At 39.0% G+C, this 20,135-nt stretch carries 20 protein-coding genes and 1 riboswitch; of the genes, 8 read left to right on the top strand and 12 right to left on the bottom strand.

The features are described 5' to 3' along the window. Positions 1-170: 170 nt before the first annotated feature. From MWJ95_RS06590 to MWJ95_RS06580, 3 genes are all read right to left on the bottom strand, one after another. On the bottom strand, positions 171-650 hold the full coding sequence (locus MWJ95_RS06590) for a hypothetical protein (RefSeq protein ID WP_249073310.1): 480 nt from the start codon (positions 648-650) through the stop codon (positions 171-173). Between the two features lie 5 nt (positions 651-655). After that, positions 656-1,318 (bottom strand): potassium channel family protein, encoded by a 663-nt coding sequence (locus tag MWJ95_RS06585; RefSeq protein ID WP_079559812.1) that lies wholly within the window; start codon positions 1,316-1,318, stop codon positions 656-658. A 354-nt stretch (positions 1,319-1,672) separates the two neighbouring features. After that, positions 1,673-2,125: a TlpA family protein disulfide reductase gene (locus MWJ95_RS06580; RefSeq protein ID WP_053483465.1), complete on the bottom strand. Its 453-nt coding sequence runs from the start codon at positions 2,123-2,125 to the stop codon at positions 1,673-1,675. Between the two features lie 201 nt (positions 2,126-2,326). Here MWJ95_RS06580 and MWJ95_RS06575 point away from each other — a divergent pair, with 201 nt between their 5' ends. After that, the gene (locus MWJ95_RS06575; protein ID WP_249104831.1) at positions 2,327-2,635 is read left to right on the top strand and encodes a hypothetical protein; all 309 of its coding nucleotides are present in this window, start codon (positions 2,327-2,329) and stop codon (positions 2,633-2,635) included. A 51-nt stretch (positions 2,636-2,686) separates the two neighbouring features. Here the strand turns inward: MWJ95_RS06575 and MWJ95_RS06570 are convergent, their stop codons facing one another. Then, complete coding sequence (locus MWJ95_RS06570; RefSeq protein WP_249073311.1) at positions 2,687-3,229, bottom strand: peroxiredoxin; 543 nt, start codon at positions 3,227-3,229, stop codon at positions 2,687-2,689. Between the two features lie 406 nt (positions 3,230-3,635). Between MWJ95_RS06570 and MWJ95_RS06565 the strand changes: the two genes are divergently transcribed. From MWJ95_RS06565 to thiW, 7 genes are all read left to right on the top strand, one after another. Continuing rightward, on the top strand, positions 3,636-4,178 hold the full coding sequence (locus tag MWJ95_RS06565) for a helix-turn-helix domain-containing protein (RefSeq protein ID WP_249073312.1): 543 nt from the start codon (positions 3,636-3,638) through the stop codon (positions 4,176-4,178). A 17-nt stretch (positions 4,179-4,195) separates the two neighbouring features. After that, positions 4,196-5,302, top strand: coding sequence for an ABC transporter ATP-binding protein (locus MWJ95_RS06560; protein WP_249073313.1), 1,107 nt, complete (start codon positions 4,196-4,198; stop codon positions 5,300-5,302). Next, positions 5,292-6,104 (top strand): ABC transporter permease, encoded by an 813-nt coding sequence (locus MWJ95_RS06555; RefSeq protein ID WP_249104829.1) that lies wholly within the window; start codon positions 5,292-5,294, stop codon positions 6,102-6,104. Before MWJ95_RS06560 ends, MWJ95_RS06555 begins: the two co-directional genes overlap by 11 nt. Next, positions 6,101-6,898, top strand: coding sequence for an ABC transporter permease (locus tag MWJ95_RS06550; RefSeq protein WP_249073315.1), 798 nt, complete (start codon positions 6,101-6,103; stop codon positions 6,896-6,898). The genes MWJ95_RS06555 and MWJ95_RS06550 overlap by 4 nt, the downstream gene beginning before the upstream one ends. Beyond that, complete coding sequence (locus tag MWJ95_RS06545; protein WP_249073316.1) at positions 6,895-7,968, top strand: ABC transporter substrate-binding protein; 1,074 nt, start codon at positions 6,895-6,897, stop codon at positions 7,966-7,968. Before MWJ95_RS06550 ends, MWJ95_RS06545 begins: the two co-directional genes overlap by 4 nt. A 665-nt stretch (positions 7,969-8,633) precedes the next feature. Next, on the top strand, positions 8,634-9,830 hold the full coding sequence (locus MWJ95_RS06540; protein WP_249073317.1) for an MFS transporter: 1,197 nt from the start codon (positions 8,634-8,636) through the stop codon (positions 9,828-9,830). A gap of 66 nt (positions 9,831-9,896) precedes the next feature. Next, a riboswitch (TPP riboswitch) is annotated at positions 9,897-10,004 on the top strand. Positions 10,005-10,244: 240 nt separating this feature from the next. After that, a complete protein-coding gene (gene thiW / locus MWJ95_RS06535) occupies positions 10,245-10,745 on the top strand; it encodes an energy coupling factor transporter S component ThiW (RefSeq protein ID WP_249104827.1) in 501 nt (166 codons plus the stop codon). Positions 10,746-10,810: 65 nt separating this feature from the next. Here thiW and MWJ95_RS06530 read toward each other — a convergent pair whose 3' ends face one another. The 8 genes from MWJ95_RS06530 to MWJ95_RS06495 all read right to left on the bottom strand — a co-directional run bounded on the left by MWJ95_RS06530 (position 10,811) and on the right by MWJ95_RS06495 (position 20,128). Beyond that, positions 10,811-11,290: an EVE domain-containing protein gene (locus MWJ95_RS06530; RefSeq protein WP_249073319.1), complete on the bottom strand. Its 480-nt coding sequence runs from the start codon at positions 11,288-11,290 to the stop codon at positions 10,811-10,813. A 13-nt stretch (positions 11,291-11,303) separates the two neighbouring features. Then, positions 11,304-11,627, bottom strand: a complete 324-nt coding sequence (locus MWJ95_RS06525) for a hypothetical protein (protein WP_249073320.1) — start codon at positions 11,625-11,627, stop codon at positions 11,304-11,306. Between the two features lie 37 nt (positions 11,628-11,664). Beyond that, positions 11,665-12,087 carry a MarR family winged helix-turn-helix transcriptional regulator gene (locus tag MWJ95_RS06520; RefSeq protein ID WP_249073321.1) on the bottom strand — a complete coding sequence of 141 codons (423 nt, stop codon included), beginning with the start codon at positions 12,085-12,087 and terminating at the stop codon, positions 11,665-11,667. A 363-nt stretch (positions 12,088-12,450) separates the two neighbouring features. Next, the gene (locus tag MWJ95_RS06515) at positions 12,451-15,048 is read right to left on the bottom strand and encodes a VWA domain-containing protein (RefSeq protein WP_249104826.1); all 2,598 of its coding nucleotides are present in this window, start codon (positions 15,046-15,048) and stop codon (positions 12,451-12,453) included. Continuing rightward, positions 15,032-16,777, bottom strand: coding sequence for a vWA domain-containing protein (locus MWJ95_RS06510; RefSeq protein WP_249104824.1), 1,746 nt, complete (start codon positions 16,775-16,777; stop codon positions 15,032-15,034). Before MWJ95_RS06510 ends, MWJ95_RS06515 begins: the two co-directional genes overlap by 17 nt. Before the next feature lie 11 nt (positions 16,778-16,788). After that, on the bottom strand, positions 16,789-17,664 hold the full coding sequence (locus MWJ95_RS06505) for a DUF58 domain-containing protein (protein ID WP_249104822.1): 876 nt from the start codon (positions 17,662-17,664) through the stop codon (positions 16,789-16,791). After that, complete coding sequence (locus MWJ95_RS06500) at positions 17,661-18,656, bottom strand: AAA family ATPase (RefSeq protein WP_249073325.1); 996 nt, start codon at positions 18,654-18,656, stop codon at positions 17,661-17,663. Before MWJ95_RS06500 ends, MWJ95_RS06505 begins: the two co-directional genes overlap by 4 nt. A gap of 11 nt (positions 18,657-18,667) precedes the next feature. Then, on the bottom strand, positions 18,668-20,128 hold the full coding sequence (locus MWJ95_RS06495) for a hypothetical protein (RefSeq protein ID WP_249104821.1): 1,461 nt from the start codon (positions 20,126-20,128) through the stop codon (positions 18,668-18,670). Positions 20,129-20,135: the final 7 nt, after the last annotated feature.

Below are 20,135 nucleotides of genomic sequence, written 5' to 3'. Positions count from 1 at the left end.
CAGTAGATTAAAAAATCCTGCAAAGAATAACATACCATTATTGTATCGTATTCTCTGCTATATGTATCGTCAAAGCTTAAGGGTGTAGCGTTTTGCCTAGAGGAAAACTATGCCCTTGCTCAAGAAAGGGTAGCGATTACAGCTATTTGCTGTTTTCACTACCCTCTTTATTATTTAATATATTGTTCGAGTAAGCGTTGCGTATTTCTTGATTGCTCAAGTGCTTTTTTCTCTTTTGCCCAATAGATCAAATATTGCTGATCCCCAACCTTAAAAACCATCTGCTGTAATTCCTCACTTAGCTCAGAGCTAATAGCGACCTTTAAAATATCCACCTCATATAATGGCTTTCCTTTCATTTCATAGACAATATGATAGAGTGGTTTTTCTTCAAATATAGCGCGTTCTTTTTTGCTTAGTTTCTTAACATGGCTTAGAGGATAGTTTTCAATATAGGCTGTTGCATCCTGACCTTTTGCTTTTAATAGAGATTGCTCTCCTTTCAAAAGCTCGATTGCATCAATTTCTGCTGCATGATCTAAAATGCGAGAAATTGCTTCCTCCTCATTTTTGTCGCGAGACTGCAATGTAAAGGCGATAATAACAATAATTGCAGCAAATATAACTAGTTTCCATCTTCGTTTATTCATTTTCACTACCCATTCAATGCCTTTTTAACAAAGCGGTTAATATCTACATCAGCCCCAATAACAAGCATGATATCTCCTAGCAAAATTTTATCACTCGCTTGTGGAGATACAATAATATCTGCACCACGCTTAAGACCTACAATATTAATCCCGTACTTTGCACGGATATCTAAATCCATAATGGAGTAACCTGCAATCGCATCATTGGCCTTCAGCTCCATAATTGAATGTTCATCCGAAAGCTCTAGATAATCAAGCACTGTATTAGACAGCATATTATTGGCAATACGTATTCCCATATCACGCTCAGGATGCACGACAAAATCTGCACCAATTTTACGCAGAACTTTTTCATGGTAATCATTTTGGGCCTTTACAGTAATCTGTTGAACACCGATTTCTTTTAAAATAATAGTTGTCAAAATACTAGCCTGAATATCTTCGCCAATTGCTACGATAACATGCTCAAAATTACGAATACCTAATGAATTTAATACCGATTCATCCGTCGAATCAGCGATAACGGCCTGTGTGGCAATGGAAGCAAACTCGTCCACCCGCTCTGAGGAATGATCGATCGCCATAACTTGTGCGCCTTGACTCATCAGTTCGCGAACAATGCTTCCGCCAAAACGTCCAAGTCCAATGACAGCAAACTCTTTTTTCATCATTATAAATCCCTCCGAAAACTACTATACCATTATTGTAACGCATTCTTTGCTATATGTATCGCCAAAACAAGAGGCTATTCGTCATGGAAAGACAAACCTTGTACAGGACCGTTCAGCTTAGTGGGTTTTTTCGTTAGAATTTATCGGGTGTGAGACGAACTGCTCGGCTTGATCCTAGAAGTGATCAGGTTTCCACTAAATCTGCTCGGCTTGACCCTGGAAGTGATCAGCTTTGCCTCTTAACGGCTCGGCTTGACCAAAAAAGTAATCAGAGGAGCCCCTAAAACTAACATGGTGTTTTCTATAAAAAAAGACGAGGAATAAAATATCCCCGCCTCTTCATCCACTATTTTATGCGTTGCGCATTTCATCTAAAACGCGATTCACACGTTTTTCTAGCATTTTCATGCCGCTACCACCAGCTTGCATGTGACGAAGCTGACCATCTTTATCGAATACAAAATACGCAGGTACGTATTGGTTTTCAAATGCATCTGTTAGCTTTAATTCGCTATCTACAAAGATTGGTTGAACAATGTCATGCTCTGCTGCTACAGATTTGATTGTTTCTAAATTTGTATCTTCCTCAGAACGTGGCATATGCACTGCAATAACGTTTAGCTCATCTTTATATTGATCACGGAAATTGTTCACATCCGGCATTGCTTCTTTACATAAATGGCAACTAACTGACCAGAAGTGAATTAACGTTGGTTTTTCGCCTACTAAATCTGCTTTTGTTACTTCACCATTTAACCAAGTTGTTGCGCCTACAAGTTCAGGCATTTGTTCACGAAGTTTCATAAAACATTCTCCTTTTTCCTTTTATGGGGTTCATTATCAAAACGTGGGTTGATTTCCGTTCCGGCTGGGCGCTTTGTAGCTGCTGCTTTGCTTTCGCTACAGAAAACATTTGTTGCTGTCGCTTCGCTTTCGCACAGATAAAACATTTGCCGCTGACGCTTCGCTTTCGCGCAGAGCTTCCTGGGGGCGTCGGGGCAACAGATGTTTTTTGTGCGAAAGCGTAGTGTTAACGCAGCGGCAGCAGAGGGTTTTGTTTGTGCGAAAGCGCAGCGACAGCAACAGCAGGATGTTGGTCACGAAGGCGGTATCACAGGATGTGATGCTTTTAGCCTTCGTTCCTCTATCGCTAATCCCCTTGGAGTCGCCCAGCCTCCACTCCAATCAACTTATTTACACAGTAGACGTTTTAACAAAAGCCATCCACAATTTTTGGTGACGAACCTTTTTCCTATATTAAGTTTAAAAAAATCCCCACAAACATGCTGTGGGGACTCTTTATTTGTTGAATGATCCAGTTACGCTAAGCTTTGAGTTGAGTTCAAAGCCCGTACAAACTCTAAATTATAGAGTTGCTTGACCTGGGCGCCAGTTTGCTGGGCAAAGACCACCAGTTTGTAAAGCTTGAAGTACACGTAAAGTTTCGTCTACATCACGGCCAATGTTGTTATCGAATACTGTTTGGTATTTTAATTCACCTTCTGGGTTGATGATGAATAAGCCGCGTAGTGCGATACCTTCTTCTTCAATTAACACACCATATTCTTTTGAAATTTGGTGATTTGTATCCGCTGCTAATGGGTATTTTAATTCACCAAGACCATTTTTTGTACGGTCCGTGTTAATCCATGCTAAGTGAGTGTGGATTGTATCCGTAGAAACACCGATTACTTCTGCATCTAAATCTTCGAACTCATCATAACGATCGCTCATTGCAGTGATTTCTGTTGGACATACGAAAGTGAAGTCCATTGGATAGAAGAAAAGAACTGTCCATTTGTCTTGTGCTTTAATGTCTTCTAATGATACTTTGCCAAATGATTTGTCTGGAAGTACCGCTTCCATTGTAAAGTCAGGTGCTTGTTTACCTACCATGCGTTCTGCCATTATAAATCCCTCCGATTATATATGTAGTGTATATATTCCATTCGCACCAGCGAACTCGTCTTCTACGATAACAGAGTAATCGTAGTTTTTCAAACAAGTAAACTTCTCAAAAGTGCTCGTTTTAAATAATCTGACAAATTTTCGTCAAATCCCTAAATGGAATAGCTGCTACAGCCTATTTATTAGCTATTTTTAACAATTTTATTCTGGTTTAAACAAAATTTTTCTATGCGATATTTATGTATAATTTCTAAAAATTACATCATCTTTTTTTTAATAAAAAACGATTGCAAATTCTTTATTATTATGTATAATTGTAATGGTTTTAGTAAACTAAAAGTTTCGTTAAAGTAAACTTCGTATTTCAAAAGTTTATGATTGCTAAACTTCTTCTAGGAGGGAAAAGATGCAAATAGGAGCAAAAATCAAAGCGCTTCGTTTAAAAAAAGGTCTTACCCAAGAGGAACTTGGAGAACGTACAGATTTAAGTAAAGGGTATATCTCTCAATTAGAACGCGACCTAAATTCACCTTCCATTGAAACTCTATTTTCACTATTAGAAGTTTTAGGGTCAACACCTAAGGAATTTTTCGATGATGAAGCACCTGAACAAAAGGTTGTCTATACAGAGGAAGATCAGTCCACTTATACAGACGAAGAAAAAAAATATGAGATTCAATGGCTCATTCCTACTTCCAATGAAAAAGAGATGGAGCCAATTTTCTTAACACTAGCTGCTGATGGGGAATTCAAACAGTTTGAACCCTCACTTTCCGAAACATTTATTTTTGTTGTCGAAGGGCGTATTCGTCTCGTTTTAGGAGATGAACAGTACATAGCGAGTGAAGGCAATGCTCTCTATTTTGACGCGACAGATCATCATCAAATTTTTAATGCACATGCTGATGAAACAAAAATTTTGCTTGTCGCAACGGATTCATATTTATAGCTTAAGGAGGCGCATCTATGACAACGAATTCGATTATCCGCTTTGAAAATGTTTCAAAGTCCTATAATGACGGCACGGTCGTCTTAAAAAACATTAACTTAGAGCTAGAAAAGGGAAAATTCTATACATTATTAGGTCCATCTGGATGTGGTAAAACTACTATTTTACGTATGATTGCTGGATTCACAGAACCGACTACAGGAAATATCTATTTTCATGATAAAAAAATCAACTCGGTGCCAGCAAATGAACGCCAAGTAAATACTGTTTTCCAGGATTATGCGTTGTTTCCTCATTTAAATGTCTTTGAAAACGTCGCATTTGGACTTCGCATAAAAAAACTCCCTGAGAGTGAAATTAAAAACCGTGTTGCTGAAGCTTTAAAATTCGTTAACTTATCAGGCTATAGCAATCGTGAAATTTCCGAAATGTCTGGTGGTCAACGCCAACGTGTTGCAATCGCTCGTGCGATTGTCAATGATCCTGAAGTCATTTTACTCGATGAGCCTCTTTCTGCTTTAGATTTAAAGTTACGTACAGAGATGCAGTATGAACTACGAGAGTTACAACAACGACTTGGGAAAACATTTGTATTTGTCACACACGATCAAGAGGAAGCACTTGCGATGAGTGATGAAATCTTTGTTTTAAGTGAAGGTGAAATCCAACAATCTGGTACACCAGTAGATATTTATGATGAGCCAATTAACCGCTTCGTTGCTGATTTTATTGGTGAATCAAATATCGTTCCTGGCGTGATGATTGAAGATTTCAAAGTAGAGTTTGCTAGTAAAGTTTTTGAATGTGTTGACCAAGGTATGAAGCCAAACGAAAAAATTGATATTGTCATCCGCCCTGAGGATTTAGAAATGACAACAATCGATAAAGGCAAGCTTGTCGTTAAAGTGGATACTCAATTGTTCCGTGGGGTGCATTATGAATTATCTACGTATGACAAAGATGGTAATGAATGGCTCGTGCATTCATTGAAAAAAGCTGAGGTAGGGACAGAAATTGGTTTAGACTTTGATCCTGAAGCAATTCATGTAATGCGCTTAAATGAAACAGAAGAAGAATTCGATAAACGTTTAGAGGCGTATGGGGACGACGAAGATGCAAACTAAGACTTCGAAATCAGCCTTATTTCCTTATGTTTTGTGGATTGCATTTTTCGTTATCGCGCCGATTGCACTTGTTGTTTACTATTCCCTACTAGATATACATGGCCATTTCACGCTCAATAACTATAAAGCATTCTTTACTTCTGTCTATTTAAAAATGACATTAAGTTCATTCTGGTATGCATTTTTAATTACGTTCTTTACGTTACTTGTTTCGTATCCAACAGCTTATTTTTTAACAAAAACGAAATATAAGCAGCTTTGGCTTTTACTAATTATTATTCCTTCTTGGATTAATCTATTGTTAAAAACATATGCCTTTATCGGGATTTTTGGCTTGTACGGCCCATTAAATGCATTCATTGAAGTATTTGGTTTTGATCCGAAGCAAATGCTATTCACTGACCTTAGCTTTGTGTTCGTATCCGTTTATATTTTTATTCCATTTATGATTTTACCGATTTTTAACTCATTAGATCGTTTAAATCCGGCTCTTATTTATGCAGCACGTGATTTAGGGGCATCTGCCTTTACTACATTCCGTCGCGTAATATTGCCTTTAACAATGGACGGTGTTAAATCAGGTATTCAAGTTGTGTTTATTCCTGCATTATCACTCTTCATGATTACTCGTTTAATTGCAGGAAACCGTGTGATTACACTTGGTACAGCGATTGAACAACAATTCCTTGTAACCCAAAACTGGGGAATGGGTTCAACAATTGCTGTTTTCTTAATTTTATTCATGGTCATCGTTATGTTAATTACAGGACAGAAAAAGGATAAAGGAGGTCGCGTACGATGAAAAAACTATCTGCTACAGCAAGAGTGTATTTAGCGATTGTTTTTATCGTTTTGTATGCACCTATCTTCTATTTAATCTTCTATTCGTTCAATAGTGGCGGATCGATGAATAATTTTGAGTCCTTTACATTAGAACATTATAAAGCTGTGTTTGAGGATTCACGTCTACTTGTCATTTTAATTAATACAGTCATCGTGGCATTACTCTCTGCATTGATTTCTACAATCATCGGGACACTAGGGGCTATCGGCATTGTCACTGTAAAAGATTCGAAAATGCGCAATACCCTACTTTCTTTAAACAATGTATTAATTGTTAGCCCAGATGTCATTATCGGTGCAAGCTTTTTAATTTTATTCACAATGATCGGTATTAAATTAGGCTTTACTTCTGTGTTATTAGCACACGTAGCGTTCAGTGTTCCAATTGTTGTATTGATGGTTTTACCGAAACTATTAGAAATGAACAAATCATTAATCGATGCTGCATTAGATTTAGGCGCGACGAAAAAAGATGTCATGATGCGTGTTATTTTACCGTATATTCAACCTGGTATTTTCGCAGGGTTTTTCCTTGCCTTAACGTATTCCCTCGATGATTTTGCGGTAACATTTTTCGTGACAGGTAACGGCTTCAGTACATTATCTGTTGAAATTTACTCGATGGCACGTGCCGGTATTTCCTTAACGGTTAACGCTATTTCTGGTTTAGTATTCTTTGTAACAGTTATCGTCGTAGTTGGCTATTACTTCATTACAAGCCGTGCTAGTAAAAGAACGGGGGGAACTCAATGAAGCAATTAATTCAAGCGACAATCGCAATACTTGTCGTTTCCGCCCTATTATTCTATGCTGCTAATGCCCTAAGTGCTGGTGGTGGAAAAAGTGGTAAAGATACATTAACTATCTTTAACTGGGGAGAATATATTGACCCCGATTTGCTAAAGCAATTTGAGAAAGAAACAGGCATTCACGTCATCTATGAGACGTTTGATTCAAATGAAGCCATGATGACAAAAATTCAACAAGGCGGTACAGCTTACGATATTGCAGTACCTTCTGAATACATGATTGAAAAAATGAAGGAAGAAAAATTACTTGTTCCTTTAGATAAAACGAAAATCCCTAATTTTAAAAATATCGACCCCTATTTTTTAGATTTACCATTTGATGACGACAATAAATATTCTGTTCCATATTTCTGGGGAACAGTCGGTATTGTCTATAATCCTAAGCTCGTTGGAAACCTAGACTTCTCATCTTGGGCGGACTTATGGGATCCTTCGTTAAAACGTAAAGTCTTTTTAGTAGACGGTGCACGTGAGGTGATTGGTATGGGCTTAAACAGCCTTGGCTACTCGCTCAATTCTTTAAATAATCAAGAGCTACGGAAAGCTACTGATAAACTAATCACATTAGCGCCAAATGTTAAAGCCATTATCGGGGATGAAATTACACCGCTGATGGTTAATAATGAAGCTACTGTAGCACTCACTTGGTCTGGTCAAGCAGCAGATATGTTGTCAGAAAATGAAGATTTAGACTTTGCTGTACCAAAAGAAGGCTCAAACTTATGGTTTGATAATATGGTTATCCCAAAAACTTCAAAAAATATAGATGGCGCACATGCTTTCATTAACTTTATGCTGAAAGCTCAATCAGGTGCTAAAAACGCTGATTATGTAGGCTACTCTACTCCTAATATTGCAGCGATGAAGTTAATGGATAAAGAAGTCGTATCTGATAAGCGCTTCTACCCATCTGAAGAGCAACGTAAAACATTAGAAGTTTATAAAAACTTAGGTCCTGATTACTTAGGCAAATACAATGAGCTTTTCTTAGAATTTAAAATGAGTATTCGCTAAACCCAAAACTGAAAACCTTAAAAGCGCAAGAAATCAATTTTAGAAAAGTTGATTTCTTGCGTTTTTCTGATGTTATATTTTTTAATTTTTCAGGTGTGGGATTCTAATTATTAAAACAAATACTGCACCCAGTTTCCCCATAGAAGTCTACCATTAGCTAAACGAAAAAAAAGAGGCTAGGATACATCGCTTTATTACTATAAATTAGAGTGTTATGTAAGAAAGATACATTCCGGGAAGTGGTTGATTGGAGTGGAGACTGGGCGACTCCTTGGGGATTAGCGATAGAGGAACGAAGGCTAAAACCATCACATCCTGTGATAATGCCTTCGTGACCAACATCCGTGCTGCTGCCGCTACGTTGCACTACGCTTTCGCGCAAAAGACATCTGTTGGCCCGAGACCCTGGAGCGAGCAACGCGAGTGAAGCGGCTCATCGGACGCCCCTAGGAAGCTCTGCTCTGCGCGAAAGCGAAGCGTCAGCGGCAAATGTTTTATCTGTGCGAAAGCGAAGCGACAGCAACAAAGCGCCCAGTCGGAACGGAAATCAACCACTTGTTTTGCCGGAAGGTCATCTGAATTCTTATTTCAGACTTATAGTCAATAGCAAACCTATAAACCTTGTGGTAGACTGTAGTATATTTTAATAAAGAAAGGGGTATTCGATGACCCAGCAGAAGTCTAATAAGGCGGCTTTGTATATTTTAATGTTTAATATGTTTATCGCAATGGGGAGTATTGGTATTATTATTCCTGTCATGCCTGATTATTTAAAACTATTTGGTGCTGCAGGACAAGTACTTGGCATGTTAATTGCGACGTTCGCTTTTGCACAATTCGTATTTTCTCCTATTGCTGGGAATCTTTCGGATCAGCACGGTCGAAAAAATCTCATTATTTTCGGTCTTATAGTAACGGGGCTTGCACAAATTGGTTTTGGGCTTTCTACTGATGTATGGATGCTCTTCTTAGCACGCTTTTTAGGTGGCCTCGGATCTGCATTTGTTGCGCCCCCTATAATGGCTTTTGTGGCAGACGTCACAACATATGAGGAACGAGGAAAAGGTATGGGTATGCTCGGGGCAGCAATGTCCTTTGGTTTTATGATTGGACCAGGTATCGGTGGATTCCTCTCAAAAGTTAGTTTGCATTTTCCGTTTTATACGGCAGGCATTGCAGCGATCTTAGCAGCTATTTTATCGTTTTTTTTATTGCCTGCTACTAAGCCGAACACAGCGCAAAGAGCACAGAAGCGGGATAATCTTGCTAAGCAGATGGCCCGTTCAGTCCGTATGCCTTATTTTGTGATGTTAATTATCATGCTTGTATTTTCTTTCGGAATTGCTAATTTCCAAACAACATTATCGTTATTTGTGACTGACAAATTTAATTACACACCTACTGATATCGCTATTATTTTAGTTGTGGGTGGCGCTTTTGGTGTTGTTGTACAAATGTTTATTATTACACCGCTGTTTAATCGCTTCGGCGAAATGAAGGTAGTATTAGTCAATTTATTTATTGCAGCCGTTTCGATTTTCTTAATATTATTTGTATCTGGTTTTGCATTTATTTTGATTGTAGCGACAATCTTCTCTACAGCTACGACGTTGATTCGTCCAGCTGTCAACACATTGATTTCAAAGATTGCCGAGAATGAACAAGGCTATGCAGCAGGTCTGAACAATGCGTATATGAGTCTTGGGAATATGATTGGACCAGCTTTAGCAGGTATATTATTCGATTGGAATATGAATAGCCCTTATATTGTCGGAGCTATTATTTTAATGGCTTGCTTTTTCCTTGCCCTTATTTGGACAATGAAAAAAGCACCACATCTTATGCATCCTGATACAAAATAGTCTGAAAAGTTATTGACTATTTCTAGTAGTATGCTACATAATTATGGGGATAACTGACAAATGAATTTTTACCACTAGGGGAGTCTTTAAAAGGCTGAGACGTATATGGTCATATACGGACCCTTTGAACCTGATCTAGTTCACACTAGCGGAGGGAAGTGGCGACACTTGCTTTTTACTATGTAAATGCAGGGCCGCTTCCTATTGTTTTTAGGAAGCGGCTTTTTTTCTGGTTTTTATTGTTATTGTCGGTTTTTTGCGCTTTAGCGGCGGAACTTCTATGTTTAGCGGCGTTTTTCGTGCTTTTTGCGGCGGAACTCACACCTTTAGCGGCGTTTTTCATGCTTTTTGCGGCGGAACTTCCGCATCTACCGGCGATCACTATTAAATTCATATTTCAGAGGAGTGGAAATTATGTCAATTCGAAAGTTAACAATCATGGCCTTATTAGTAGCAATTGCCGTAGCAGGTTCTACCTTCGTTTCAATACCAACGGGAATTGCGCGTGCCTACCCTGTACAGCATGCCATCAATGTTATTAGTGCTATCATTCTTGGACCAGTGCCTACTGTTATGGTCGCCCTCGTCACAGCCATTATTCGGATTTTAACAGGTACAGGTTCATTATTAGCTATACCAGGCAGTGTTATCGGTGCACTGTGTGCAGCTCTTGCCTATAAATATAGCGGCAAGCAATGGCTAGCAGGTGTCGGCGAAATGTTCGGGACAGGAATTATCGCCTCACTCATTGCAGTACCTTACGCACATTTATTTATGGGGACATCCGTTGCTGCTTTATTTTTCATGCCTGCTTTTTTAACCTCAAGTACTATTGGTGCTGTATTAGGCGTTGTCATTGCTAGCAATTTGCGAAAGACAGTATTTGTAACTAACCTTAACACTTTACTTAAATAATGATTATGCGTTACTTTCTTTATGGCAATAAATTAAGAAAGTAACGTTTTTTATTCTAAACAAATTCAGCCATACTTCAATGGTAATCCCATTTCATGTGCAATTAATAAAAAATCTTTTTTGCTTATTTCAAAATGACCAAACCTGAATTTATAACCATACTTCGATGTATCTTCTACAAATTCCAAATAATCTAAGATCCTTTTTATTGGCACAGCTTTTGCATCTTTATAAAAATCTATATCTCTTCTATAAGGGATAAAATTTTCTGCCATTTGGAACTCGTATATTTTCTCGTCTTTTACTCTTCCAATTGCGGTAAACGCTCTTATAGGCTCGTTACCATCTAGACTTTTTTTAGGAGAATAATAGATAATCCAATCTCCTTTTCTCATTCGTTTCAAAGGTCTTTCTTTGCCATGGCATAGCTGGCTAAACCCTCCATCAACTCCTTTTTGCACATGATTGAGAGATGCTACGCCAATCCAATATTTCGTGTCTCTTTCAGGCGTGGGAAGAGGATTTCCTTTAGGATTTAATGACATGCTTCAGTCTCCTTTATTTTGGGATCATTGTAAATGATTTAATTTTTTCATTTTCAAGAATCAACCTTTCTTCCAGAAATACTGGGTTTGGTAAACCATCCCAAGTAGTGGAAACAATTGCCCTACATTCTAGATCATCGCCTTCAATATTTTGGATCGTTAATTTAAAGCCTTTCGGCATAGGTGACATATAAAAGTTCTGTATTTCTTTTCTGCCTTTAAAAATTTCACCTTTAAAATTTTTCAATTCCCCGTGATCTGCATACATGTCAGATAAATCCTGACCCTCTTCTTGTGCTCTTTTTAAATACTCTTTCATAACCTCTACTGCTTTCATCTGTCATCACTCTTTCTAATTGATAAGGTTTTAAGCACTATGTACGATTTTCATATACTTTTGTCAAAATACTTTTCAACTGCTCTTTTTCTTCCAATGAAAGTAGTTGTAAAACTTCATTCTCAGAAATCGCAAGGGTCTTCATTAATTCTTCTGCCAAATTTTCACCTTGTTCTGTAAGGCAGATTAAATTCTCTCTTCTATTTTCTTGATTTTTTTCCCTATAAACATACTTTTTTTCTTCTAAATCATCGATAAAAAAGCGGACACTATTTTTATCCAGCTTTAAAATCTGCCCTATTTGAATTTGGCTAAGTTTCTTTTCTTTTACAGCAATCATGATCCCGACTTCTCTCGATTTCATTTGAAATTTTTCGTTGATATATTTCTCGAGATTTTCCTCTAAAGCCTCGGCTAATTTAAAGCTTAGAAAACCAAAAGAATTCATAATATTGGTCATGTACGATCCCCCACAAAAATTTATAGTACGTAAAAATGATAGTAATATTTTATTACTATCATCAATTATTACACTTATATACATTATTTACAAGTAAAATTTTACCTGTCTCAGAAAATTTGCGCATCTCTTTAGAAGGTGGATGTCGATAAAAATTAAAAGTTGGGTGATAAAACGCCAAAGTTAGTCGATAAAATTTAAATGTTGGTCGATAAATTGCGAAAGTTCGTCGATAAAATTTAAATGTTGGGTGATAATCGCTGAAAGTGTTAATACTAAAAAGTTGATTGTCATTTTTTTAGATAGAATGCAAAAAAACGATGGCTCATAGCTTAAAAACCCATGAACCACCGTTTTAACTTACTAATGTCGTTTTTTCATGCCCTTTAATAGCTGGGCAACATTTGTGTCCTCTGCCTGTATTTGTTTTTCCTCTACAGGTGATTCTTTTTTCTTTGGTCTTGTTAGGAAGCTCCAACCGAAGCGTCGAATCGTAATATCAATAAAGAATAGTAGCATTCCTGCTAATAAAAGCCATGTTGCAATATTTTGACGTTCCGCTCCTTTTTTCGTAAATTCACGGAATACTTCGCTCGGTTCCTTCAATACGGAGCCGCCTGTTTGCTTTGTCAGTCCCTTGACAAGCTGATCATTCACTGGACGTAATTCATACTCAGCACTATAAGGTACACTTAAGCCTGCCTGGTAAATAGCCTGTTGTTTATCGGCTATGCGGAAGAAGATTAGTCCTGGTTCTGCTTGTACGACTGCTCGAACTTGTGATGCTGAAATTGTTTCTAGCTGCGTTTCAAGTTCTTCACCCGCCTCATTGACAGCAACTATATCTAAAAACGCCGCTTCATTTGTTGGGTCAGTGATGACAAATGTGCCGTCTGATTCTAGACGTACATCATAGGCAACATCGTTATAGCTTGGTAGCATTTTTGAAATAAGCGTTTGCCAAAACGTGCCCCAATTTTGCCACCTTGCCCAGTCTCCTGTCCATTTTCCTGTAGAATCAGAAGTAAAGGCAAATGTTTTGCCAAGGCCATATTGCCATTCTGCAAGTACTGGATCTTCCTTCTCACTTTCTGCAATAACCGTGGCTCCCTGCTTTGCTGTAGTGCCTATATAAGCATTCATTTTAGGTACACCATTTGTAAATAACGTATTCCAGCCAGATGCATTAAATATCGTTGGATAGAATGGGTTATCTTCAATATATGTGCGTGAAATCATGGCTGTTTCACGAGATAAAATAGAAGGAATCGTTTGCTCATCGACGACATCATAGAAACGCCCACTGCCCATATCACTAAGTGCTTCAAGTAAGTTGGCATCTGCATCCTGACCAATTGCAACCGTTGATAATGTAATGCCATTCTCTTTTCCTTGTGCAATTAAGTCTTCGTAGTTACCTGGCTGTGACTGTCCATCCGTTAATAAAATAATATGCTTACGCTGTAGCTTTAGATCAGCTAGTTTTTCATAGGCGTTAGCAAGTGATCCATAAATTTCGGTACCCCCACCTGGCGTTACAGATAAAATCGTATCTACAGCTTCTTCCTTATTGCCAAGTGGCCCTGTCTCAATAATTTCCCAAGGTCGATCATCAAAGGCAATAAACCCGAGCGTATCCTCAGTTCGTAGCATTTCAACTGAGCGAGCGGCCGCCTCTTTCGCGAGTTCTAGCTTTGTTCCAGACATACTTCCCGAACGGTCAAGTACGATAATAAGCCCTAATGATGGTAATTGTTCCTTACCTTTGATCTCCATTTCAACAGGTAATAAAGTTTCGATTGGTGTTTTAAAGTAACCGCCTAAGCCAAAACTATTTTCGCCACCAACCATTGTAAAACCGACACCAAAGTTTTTCACGGCTTGCTCAATGACATTCATTTTTGCCTCACCGACTAAATGCCCTGGTACATTATCAAAAATAATTGCATTGTATTGTAAATAACTAGAAAGCTCATTTGGCAAACTTTTAGCATCTACAACATCGTGGGCAATTGATTGTTTGCCAAGTGCTGCTGCAATTGGTGATGCAGTATCATAGCCATTAACAATAAGTAAATGTGGTTCACTTTGCACCATTGTGACGCTAGTTAATTTATTATTTTCAAAAATGGCATCCTGTTCGACCTGTACAAGTGCCTCATATTTCACAAGTCCTTCAGTCGTTGCTGAATGTTTATACGTAAAAACATTTGAACCTTCTGTAAGCTCAACTTTCTCACGATGAATAAGCTTATCATTTTCGTATAATAATAGCTCACCTTGTTCTGCTACAGTTGCATTGATTTCGGCGACTAGCTGTTGCTGCTCGCCTACATAAGCTACTTGTGGCGTTACAAAACTTTTCATGGATACATCTTTAGCAACAGGTTGGTTAAATGGCATCACATCCACACTAATATTTGACCCTTTAAACTTCGTTGCAAATTCCAAGGCATCTCCTTTTGTTTCATTGCCATCCGTTAAGAGCACAAGCCGTGTTGCTTTTTTCGGATCTACAATGCCTGATGCAAGCTGTAGGCTCTGCTCGATATTTGTTTGATCTGTTGCTTTTATAGCTGTGAATTTAGGTACTTCCTTTAAAGAATCCGATAAAATAGCTTCCGTTTGTAATGTCGATGAAAAAGAATAAATCCCTGCAAGCTGTTCATCTTTTTTCGACTGTAAACTTTCCGCTATGGCATTGGCCATCTCATCAGCTGTTCCATTCATTGAAGCAGAACGGTCAATTAAGAATAATACTTGTTCTTCCTTTACGGGCAATAAAAGATAGGGCCCAGCAAGTGCAAAAACCAAACAGCATATTGCCACAATACGAATTCCTAGTACGACGATATGGCTTTTCTTTAGTCGCTGACGTTCACGCCAATAAGTCCAGCCAAAATACACAAGCAACGGAAGTAAAAGCAACAATGCTAATGGCATATCAATTCGTAAATCCACGACGTCGTTGCACCTCCCACTCTACAACCAGTAATACGACGATAATAAGGATCAACCAAGGTACGAACGAGGTTTTTGACTGTTCTTCCTTACCATTGTCCGGAAGCTCTCCAAGCGTATAGCTAGTCCCTTTTTCAATAACACGTTCTTGCGCTTGAAGCTGTACAATAAAGCGCTTTTCTTCATCTTTTGAGCGAGCTGTGTAAATTCCAGGCTTCATTGGGGCAGTTAATAGACCCTTTGTAATGGTTGACAAAAATTCATCTTCCTGTGAATAAATACTCCAGTCCCCCTGCGCTAAAGCAACTGCACGTTGCTCATTTGGTGTAAAAACTCCAAGTGAACCAATTGATTCTGAAAGCTCCTGCTCGGCACTCCATAAAAACAATGGGAATGAAGGATGTAACGGCCAATCTGTATCTGCAATATCAGCTAATACAACTAAATCTCCTTTAGGTGAGCGCTGAATAAATGGCCTGTCTCCAACGGATGCAATCGTTTTATAATCGTCGAATCCAGGATATACAGCACTGACGTAAATACCTTTAAGCTCACTAAATGCAAACAGTGCATCACTTGTTGTACCGACTTCCCCAGAAGCTTCAACCTTCTCAACATCATCCCGTCCAAATAATACAATTGGCTTGTCCATCTTTTCGAGTAGCGCTGTCTGTTTCGTCACAACAGTGGCATCCTGATGGTCAGCCACCTGTGAAGATGACACAATTTTCACGCTGCTATTAATCGTTTGCATACCTTTTTGAATGAGTTGATGTATACTTTGATCGACAATCACCTTTGAAGTAGCTGTCTGTAGCAATACCGTTTGTGTATTATCAACAGCGTAATCATCCTTAGCATCTATCTTGGCCGTCATAGAATCTTCTAAATGTAGGTCTTTAAAGGTTTTTGTTACTGCTTCACTTGGAGGCAAAATGACACTCTCTGAAACTAACTCCTTACCTTTAGCATTTTCTATCGACAGCGATACATTTTGCTCTTGGTCCGTATCATTTTGTAACTGAACTAGAGCCATAGCAGATTTTCCATCAGTTGTAGCGGCAAAACGTGTAATTGCGATATTTGTTAAATCCTTTGCAGCTCCTTTTACGATCCACTTCACCGTATCTTTTTCCATCGGTAACTGCTTTTTATCAAGCGAATCTGTGAAAACATAGATAGATGTTGGGGTATTGCCGACAAAAGCCTGCGCCACATCCAGAGCTTTATTCATTTGAGCGGTTTCATATGTTACTTGTAACGCTTGAATGGCTTTTGCAATATCTTTAGTATTGGTTTCCTGCTGTAATATAGCTTTTGGCGTATTGCCTGTTGTAATGAGTGTCACAGGTCTACCATCTAGCTCGTCGACCAATGACAGCATTTCTTTTTTATGTGCATCAAATGTTGACTGCTCTTTTCCTGCTAACATCGTTGCGGACGTATCTACAATGAAAATCGTCTGCGCACCAACGATCGTTGACTTTTTAACGTAAGGATTCATTAAAGCTAATACGAGTAAAAGAAGAGCTAGCAGTTGTAAATAAAGCAGTGCATTTTTTTGTAAATGTTTTAAGTATGGAGATACACGTGTTTCTTGCATAATTTCCGACCAGAAAAGTGTTGAAGATACGGTTTGATCGGTATATTTTTTTCGAAAGAAATAATATAGAAGGACAATGACCGGGATGATGGCCGTCCAGCTAAAAAGTAATTGACTAAAGCCCAATACGGCTCACCTCACCTAATCCAATGTGCTTTTAATAATTGTTGGAAGATGGCATGCTGTAATCCATCCTCTACTTTAAGCTGTAATTGTCGAACACCGAAGCGCCGACAAATTGCCTCAAATTCCTCTTCATGTACTAAACGTTTTGCCATATATGTGTCTAGAACTTTAGAAGACATCGTAACATTTACATCTCTGCCTGTTTCACGATCAAGTAAGCGCACATCACCCGTATATTGTGGTGATAGTTCTTCTTGCGTAACGATTTGCAAAATACGTACATCCCCTGCAAAACGTGGTAGCCTCTTTAGAAGTTGCTCCCATTCCTCGATTGGCTCAAGCCCGTCCGTCACAATAAATAGAACTGTACTATCCTTAGGCAATGCTTTTAAAGCTCCCTGGGCAAAGCTATTTGTATAAGTTGCTTGCTCAATCTCTGTGACCATCTGTAAAAAAGCGCGACGATACATTGCACCTTTACGGCGAAACGGCGGCTTCACCTCATCCTGTACAAAAGAAAATGATAAGCGATCATCGCGACCGAGCACCATTAGGCCAAGTGAAGCAACAATTTGCCGCGCAAAAGTCCATTTTGCTTGATCGCCCATAGATTTAGTAGTATCTAGCAAAATGTGTACACGCATTTCTTGTTCATCTAAAAAACGTTTAATGAAGTATTTATCAGTTCTCGCAAAGACGTTCCAATCCACCTGACGTACATCATCACCTAAATGATATTCACGAAAATCTGAAAAATCGAGCGATGCCCCAAAGCGTTGCGAACGGTGCGAGCCCTTGTGCTGCCCACGTAATTTGGAGGCCGTTGCCACTTGGAAGCGACTAATTTTCGCTAACCAATCCTCGGGCAATAATAATTTTTGTGTCACCTGCTAACACCTTGCTGTACTTTTTCTAAAATGACATCAATCACATCGTCTGCTGTTTTACCTGAAGCCTCCCCTTCATAATTCAACAGCATACGATGACGTAACACTGGCTTAGCTACAGATTTAATATCCGCTACAGAAACGTGGAAACGTCCATTCATAAGCGCCCTTGCCTTCGCAAGTTTTATTAAACTTTGTAAACCTCGAGGGCCGCTACCATACATAGCATATTGCTTGACCTCATCAATTGCATCCACTCGCTCAGGATGTGTAGCCACAACTAGGTCGGTCGCAAATTCGAGCATTTCATCAGCAACAAGTACTTCCTTCACCATTTGCTGCGCTTCAATAAGGGCTTCGGTATTCATGATCTTTTGCAAATCAATGTCCTTAGCACCTGTTGTACGCTTCATAATTTCCATTAGCTCACTTTTCTCAGGATATGGCACAAGAATTTTACATAGGAAGCGGTCCATTTGTGCCTCTGGTAAAGGGTATGTTCCCTCCATCTCAATTGGGTTTTGTGTTGCTAACACGAAGAATGGTCTTGCCATCTTCTTTGTATCGCCCAAGATGGTTACCGTTTTTTCACCCATTGCTTCCAGCAAAGCACTTTGTGTTTTTGGTGTTGCTCGGTTAATTTCATCTGCTAATACCATTTGGCTAAAGATCGGGCCTGGCTGGAACGTAAACTGCTGCTTGCCATCAGGTGTGCGCTCAATCATACTAGTTCCTGTAATATCCGCCGGCATTAAATCTGGTGTAAATTGAATACGCGAGAATGATAAATCTAGTACTTCAGAAATTGTACGGATTAACATCGTTTTCCCTAAACCCGGTAGCCCCTCTAATAATGCATGCCCATCAGCAAGCACTGCGTATAATGTATAATCAATTGCTTCTTCTTGCCCGACGATAAAACGATGAATTTCTTCCTTTACTTGCTGTAATTTCGTACTCATTTCAACATATTGTTGCTCTGTAAATGCCATTCCTTTTCCTCCTACTGAGACTCAATTGACGTGAAATAAGATTGCACGACATTTTGTAAATCCTTCGGTAATTGTAAACGCTCTGAGCTTTCTAAATAGCTATCTTTATAGGAGCCTATAACTTCCCCATAAGGACGGATAGAACCTTTAGTAATGGGACCATTTCCTTGTTGCTCCGAAACATGTGATCCATCGCCTAATGCGCCTCCATCTACTGAAGTTTGACTTGAGCCACCTATTCTTTTCGGCGTCGTTAATAAATCGCGACCGTCTTGCCCTGTTCCTGCACCACTACCTCCTGCTGAACCTGAACCTGAACCTGAACCTGAACCTGAACCATTACCGTTTCCATTGCCATTTCCATTGCCCTGACCTTGTCCGTTCCCTTGACCATTACCTTGTCCTTGTCCTTGTTGAGTGCTTTGACTCGATCCTTGTTCCTGACCTTTACCACTGGCCTGTTGAGAATCATTTTGGGAATTTGATTGGCCTTGTTGTCCTTGCTGATTGCTCTGTTGTGAATTCGCTGATGACTGTTGATTTGGATTTGGGTTAGCATTGTTTGACTGGTTGTTATTTGCACTATTGGCACTTGCAATAGCATTTTGTAGCGTATTGCTTGCAGGCTTCCCAAGCTTACTCATAGCTGTCTGAGTGGCAGTGGCATTTTGCGTTAGCTCCTGCTGCATTTGGGCAAGCTCCTTCAATTGCTCCACTTCTTCTTTCGATAAACCCTTCTCTTCAGCAGCGCCATCCTTACTAGCCGTTTGCTTATCTTTTAATTGTTGCTCCTTTAAAGCCAGTTCCTTTTGCTTTTTCACGACTTCGCGTAATGCTTCTTCCGCTGTCTCTGCCTCTTTTAAAGTATTTTGCAATTCTTTTAATTGCTCTTTCACTTCTTTTGTTTCTACTTTTTTCTCTAATTTAGCTACTTCCTTTTTTACGTCCTCAATGACAGCTTTTTCTTTCTCCACCTCAATGGCTTCAATTTGTGTAGCTGCTGGGAACATATAAAGAATGGCTAGTACGACAGCTGTTCCAAACAATCCGATCAATGCTTTTGGACGGAACAAGCTTTTCTTTCGAGCCTTAAAATCAGCAAACGCTTTGTCAACGTTTTCTAGCGCTTTCGTTAGTAGAGATAGAACGAGTGGGTCCTTATCATCCTCGAACGATAAGGCTGTCACAAGTTCATTGTGAGAAAAATAATCATCCAGTGTATGCAAAGCTTCCTTTTCTTTTACACGCTTCCACCACATAAATAGTACCGTTGCTAGTATGACAACGATAAAGGTAGCAAGAGCTGTTTGGCGATAATATGGCCAAACAAAGAGCCTTGAAACGAGGAAGAGGGAAGCACTCGAAAGCAATGCCAAAAACAAGCCGTATTGTGCAATTGGAATGCTTCTTTCCACTGTTAAACTCGTCTTTGCACGTTGAATATATTTCCGTAATTGCCTACGGCGCTCCATAATATTC

The sequence above is a fragment of the Lysinibacillus sp. Bpr_S20 genome, assembly GCF_023337835.1.
Classification (GTDB): Bacteria; Bacillota; Bacilli; order Bacillales_A; family Planococcaceae; genus Lysinibacillus.
The sequence above is the reverse complement of the archived record's forward strand: the minus strand, read 5'-3'. Positions and strand labels throughout refer to the sequence as shown.

Excerpts from the sequence above, each read along its gene's own strand:
- MWJ95_RS06590 (WP_249073310.1), bottom strand. The coding sequence starts at position 650 with ATGAATAAACGAAGATGGAAACTAGTTATATTTGCTGCAATTATTGTT.
- MWJ95_RS06585 (WP_079559812.1), bottom strand. The coding sequence starts at position 1,318 with ATGAAAAAAGAGTTTGCTGTCATTGGACTTGGACGTTTTGGCGGAAGC.
- MWJ95_RS06580 (WP_053483465.1), bottom strand. The coding sequence starts at position 2,125 with ATGAAACTTCGTGAACAAATGCCTGAACTTGTAGGCGCAACAACTTGG.
- MWJ95_RS06575 (WP_249104831.1), top strand. The coding sequence starts at position 2,327 with ATGTTTTTTGTGCGAAAGCGTAGTGTTAACGCAGCGGCAGCAGAGGGT.
- MWJ95_RS06570 (WP_249073311.1), bottom strand. The coding sequence starts at position 3,229 with ATGGCAGAACGCATGGTAGGTAAACAAGCACCTGACTTTACAATGGAA.
- MWJ95_RS06565 (WP_249073312.1), top strand. The coding sequence starts at position 3,636 with ATGCAAATAGGAGCAAAAATCAAAGCGCTTCGTTTAAAAAAAGGTCTT.
- MWJ95_RS06560 (WP_249073313.1), top strand. The coding sequence starts at position 4,196 with ATGACAACGAATTCGATTATCCGCTTTGAAAATGTTTCAAAGTCCTAT.
- MWJ95_RS06555 (WP_249104829.1), top strand. The coding sequence starts at position 5,292 with ATGCAAACTAAGACTTCGAAATCAGCCTTATTTCCTTATGTTTTGTGG.
- MWJ95_RS06550 (WP_249073315.1), top strand. The coding sequence starts at position 6,101 with ATGAAAAAACTATCTGCTACAGCAAGAGTGTATTTAGCGATTGTTTTT.
- MWJ95_RS06545 (WP_249073316.1), top strand. The coding sequence starts at position 6,895 with ATGAAGCAATTAATTCAAGCGACAATCGCAATACTTGTCGTTTCCGCC.
- MWJ95_RS06540 (WP_249073317.1), top strand. The coding sequence starts at position 8,634 with ATGACCCAGCAGAAGTCTAATAAGGCGGCTTTGTATATTTTAATGTTT.
- thiW (WP_249104827.1), top strand. The coding sequence starts at position 10,245 with ATGTCAATTCGAAAGTTAACAATCATGGCCTTATTAGTAGCAATTGCC.
- MWJ95_RS06530 (WP_249073319.1), bottom strand. The coding sequence starts at position 11,290 with ATGTCATTAAATCCTAAAGGAAATCCTCTTCCCACGCCTGAAAGAGAC.
- MWJ95_RS06525 (WP_249073320.1), bottom strand. The coding sequence starts at position 11,627 with ATGAAAGCAGTAGAGGTTATGAAAGAGTATTTAAAAAGAGCACAAGAA.
- MWJ95_RS06520 (WP_249073321.1), bottom strand. The coding sequence starts at position 12,087 with ATGACCAATATTATGAATTCTTTTGGTTTTCTAAGCTTTAAATTAGCC.
- MWJ95_RS06500 (WP_249073325.1), bottom strand. The coding sequence starts at position 18,656 with ATGGCATTTACAGAGCAACAATATGTTGAAATGAGTACGAAATTACAG.
- MWJ95_RS06495 (WP_249104821.1), bottom strand. The coding sequence starts at position 20,128 with ATGGAGCGCCGTAGGCAATTACGGAAATATATTCAACGTGCAAAGACG.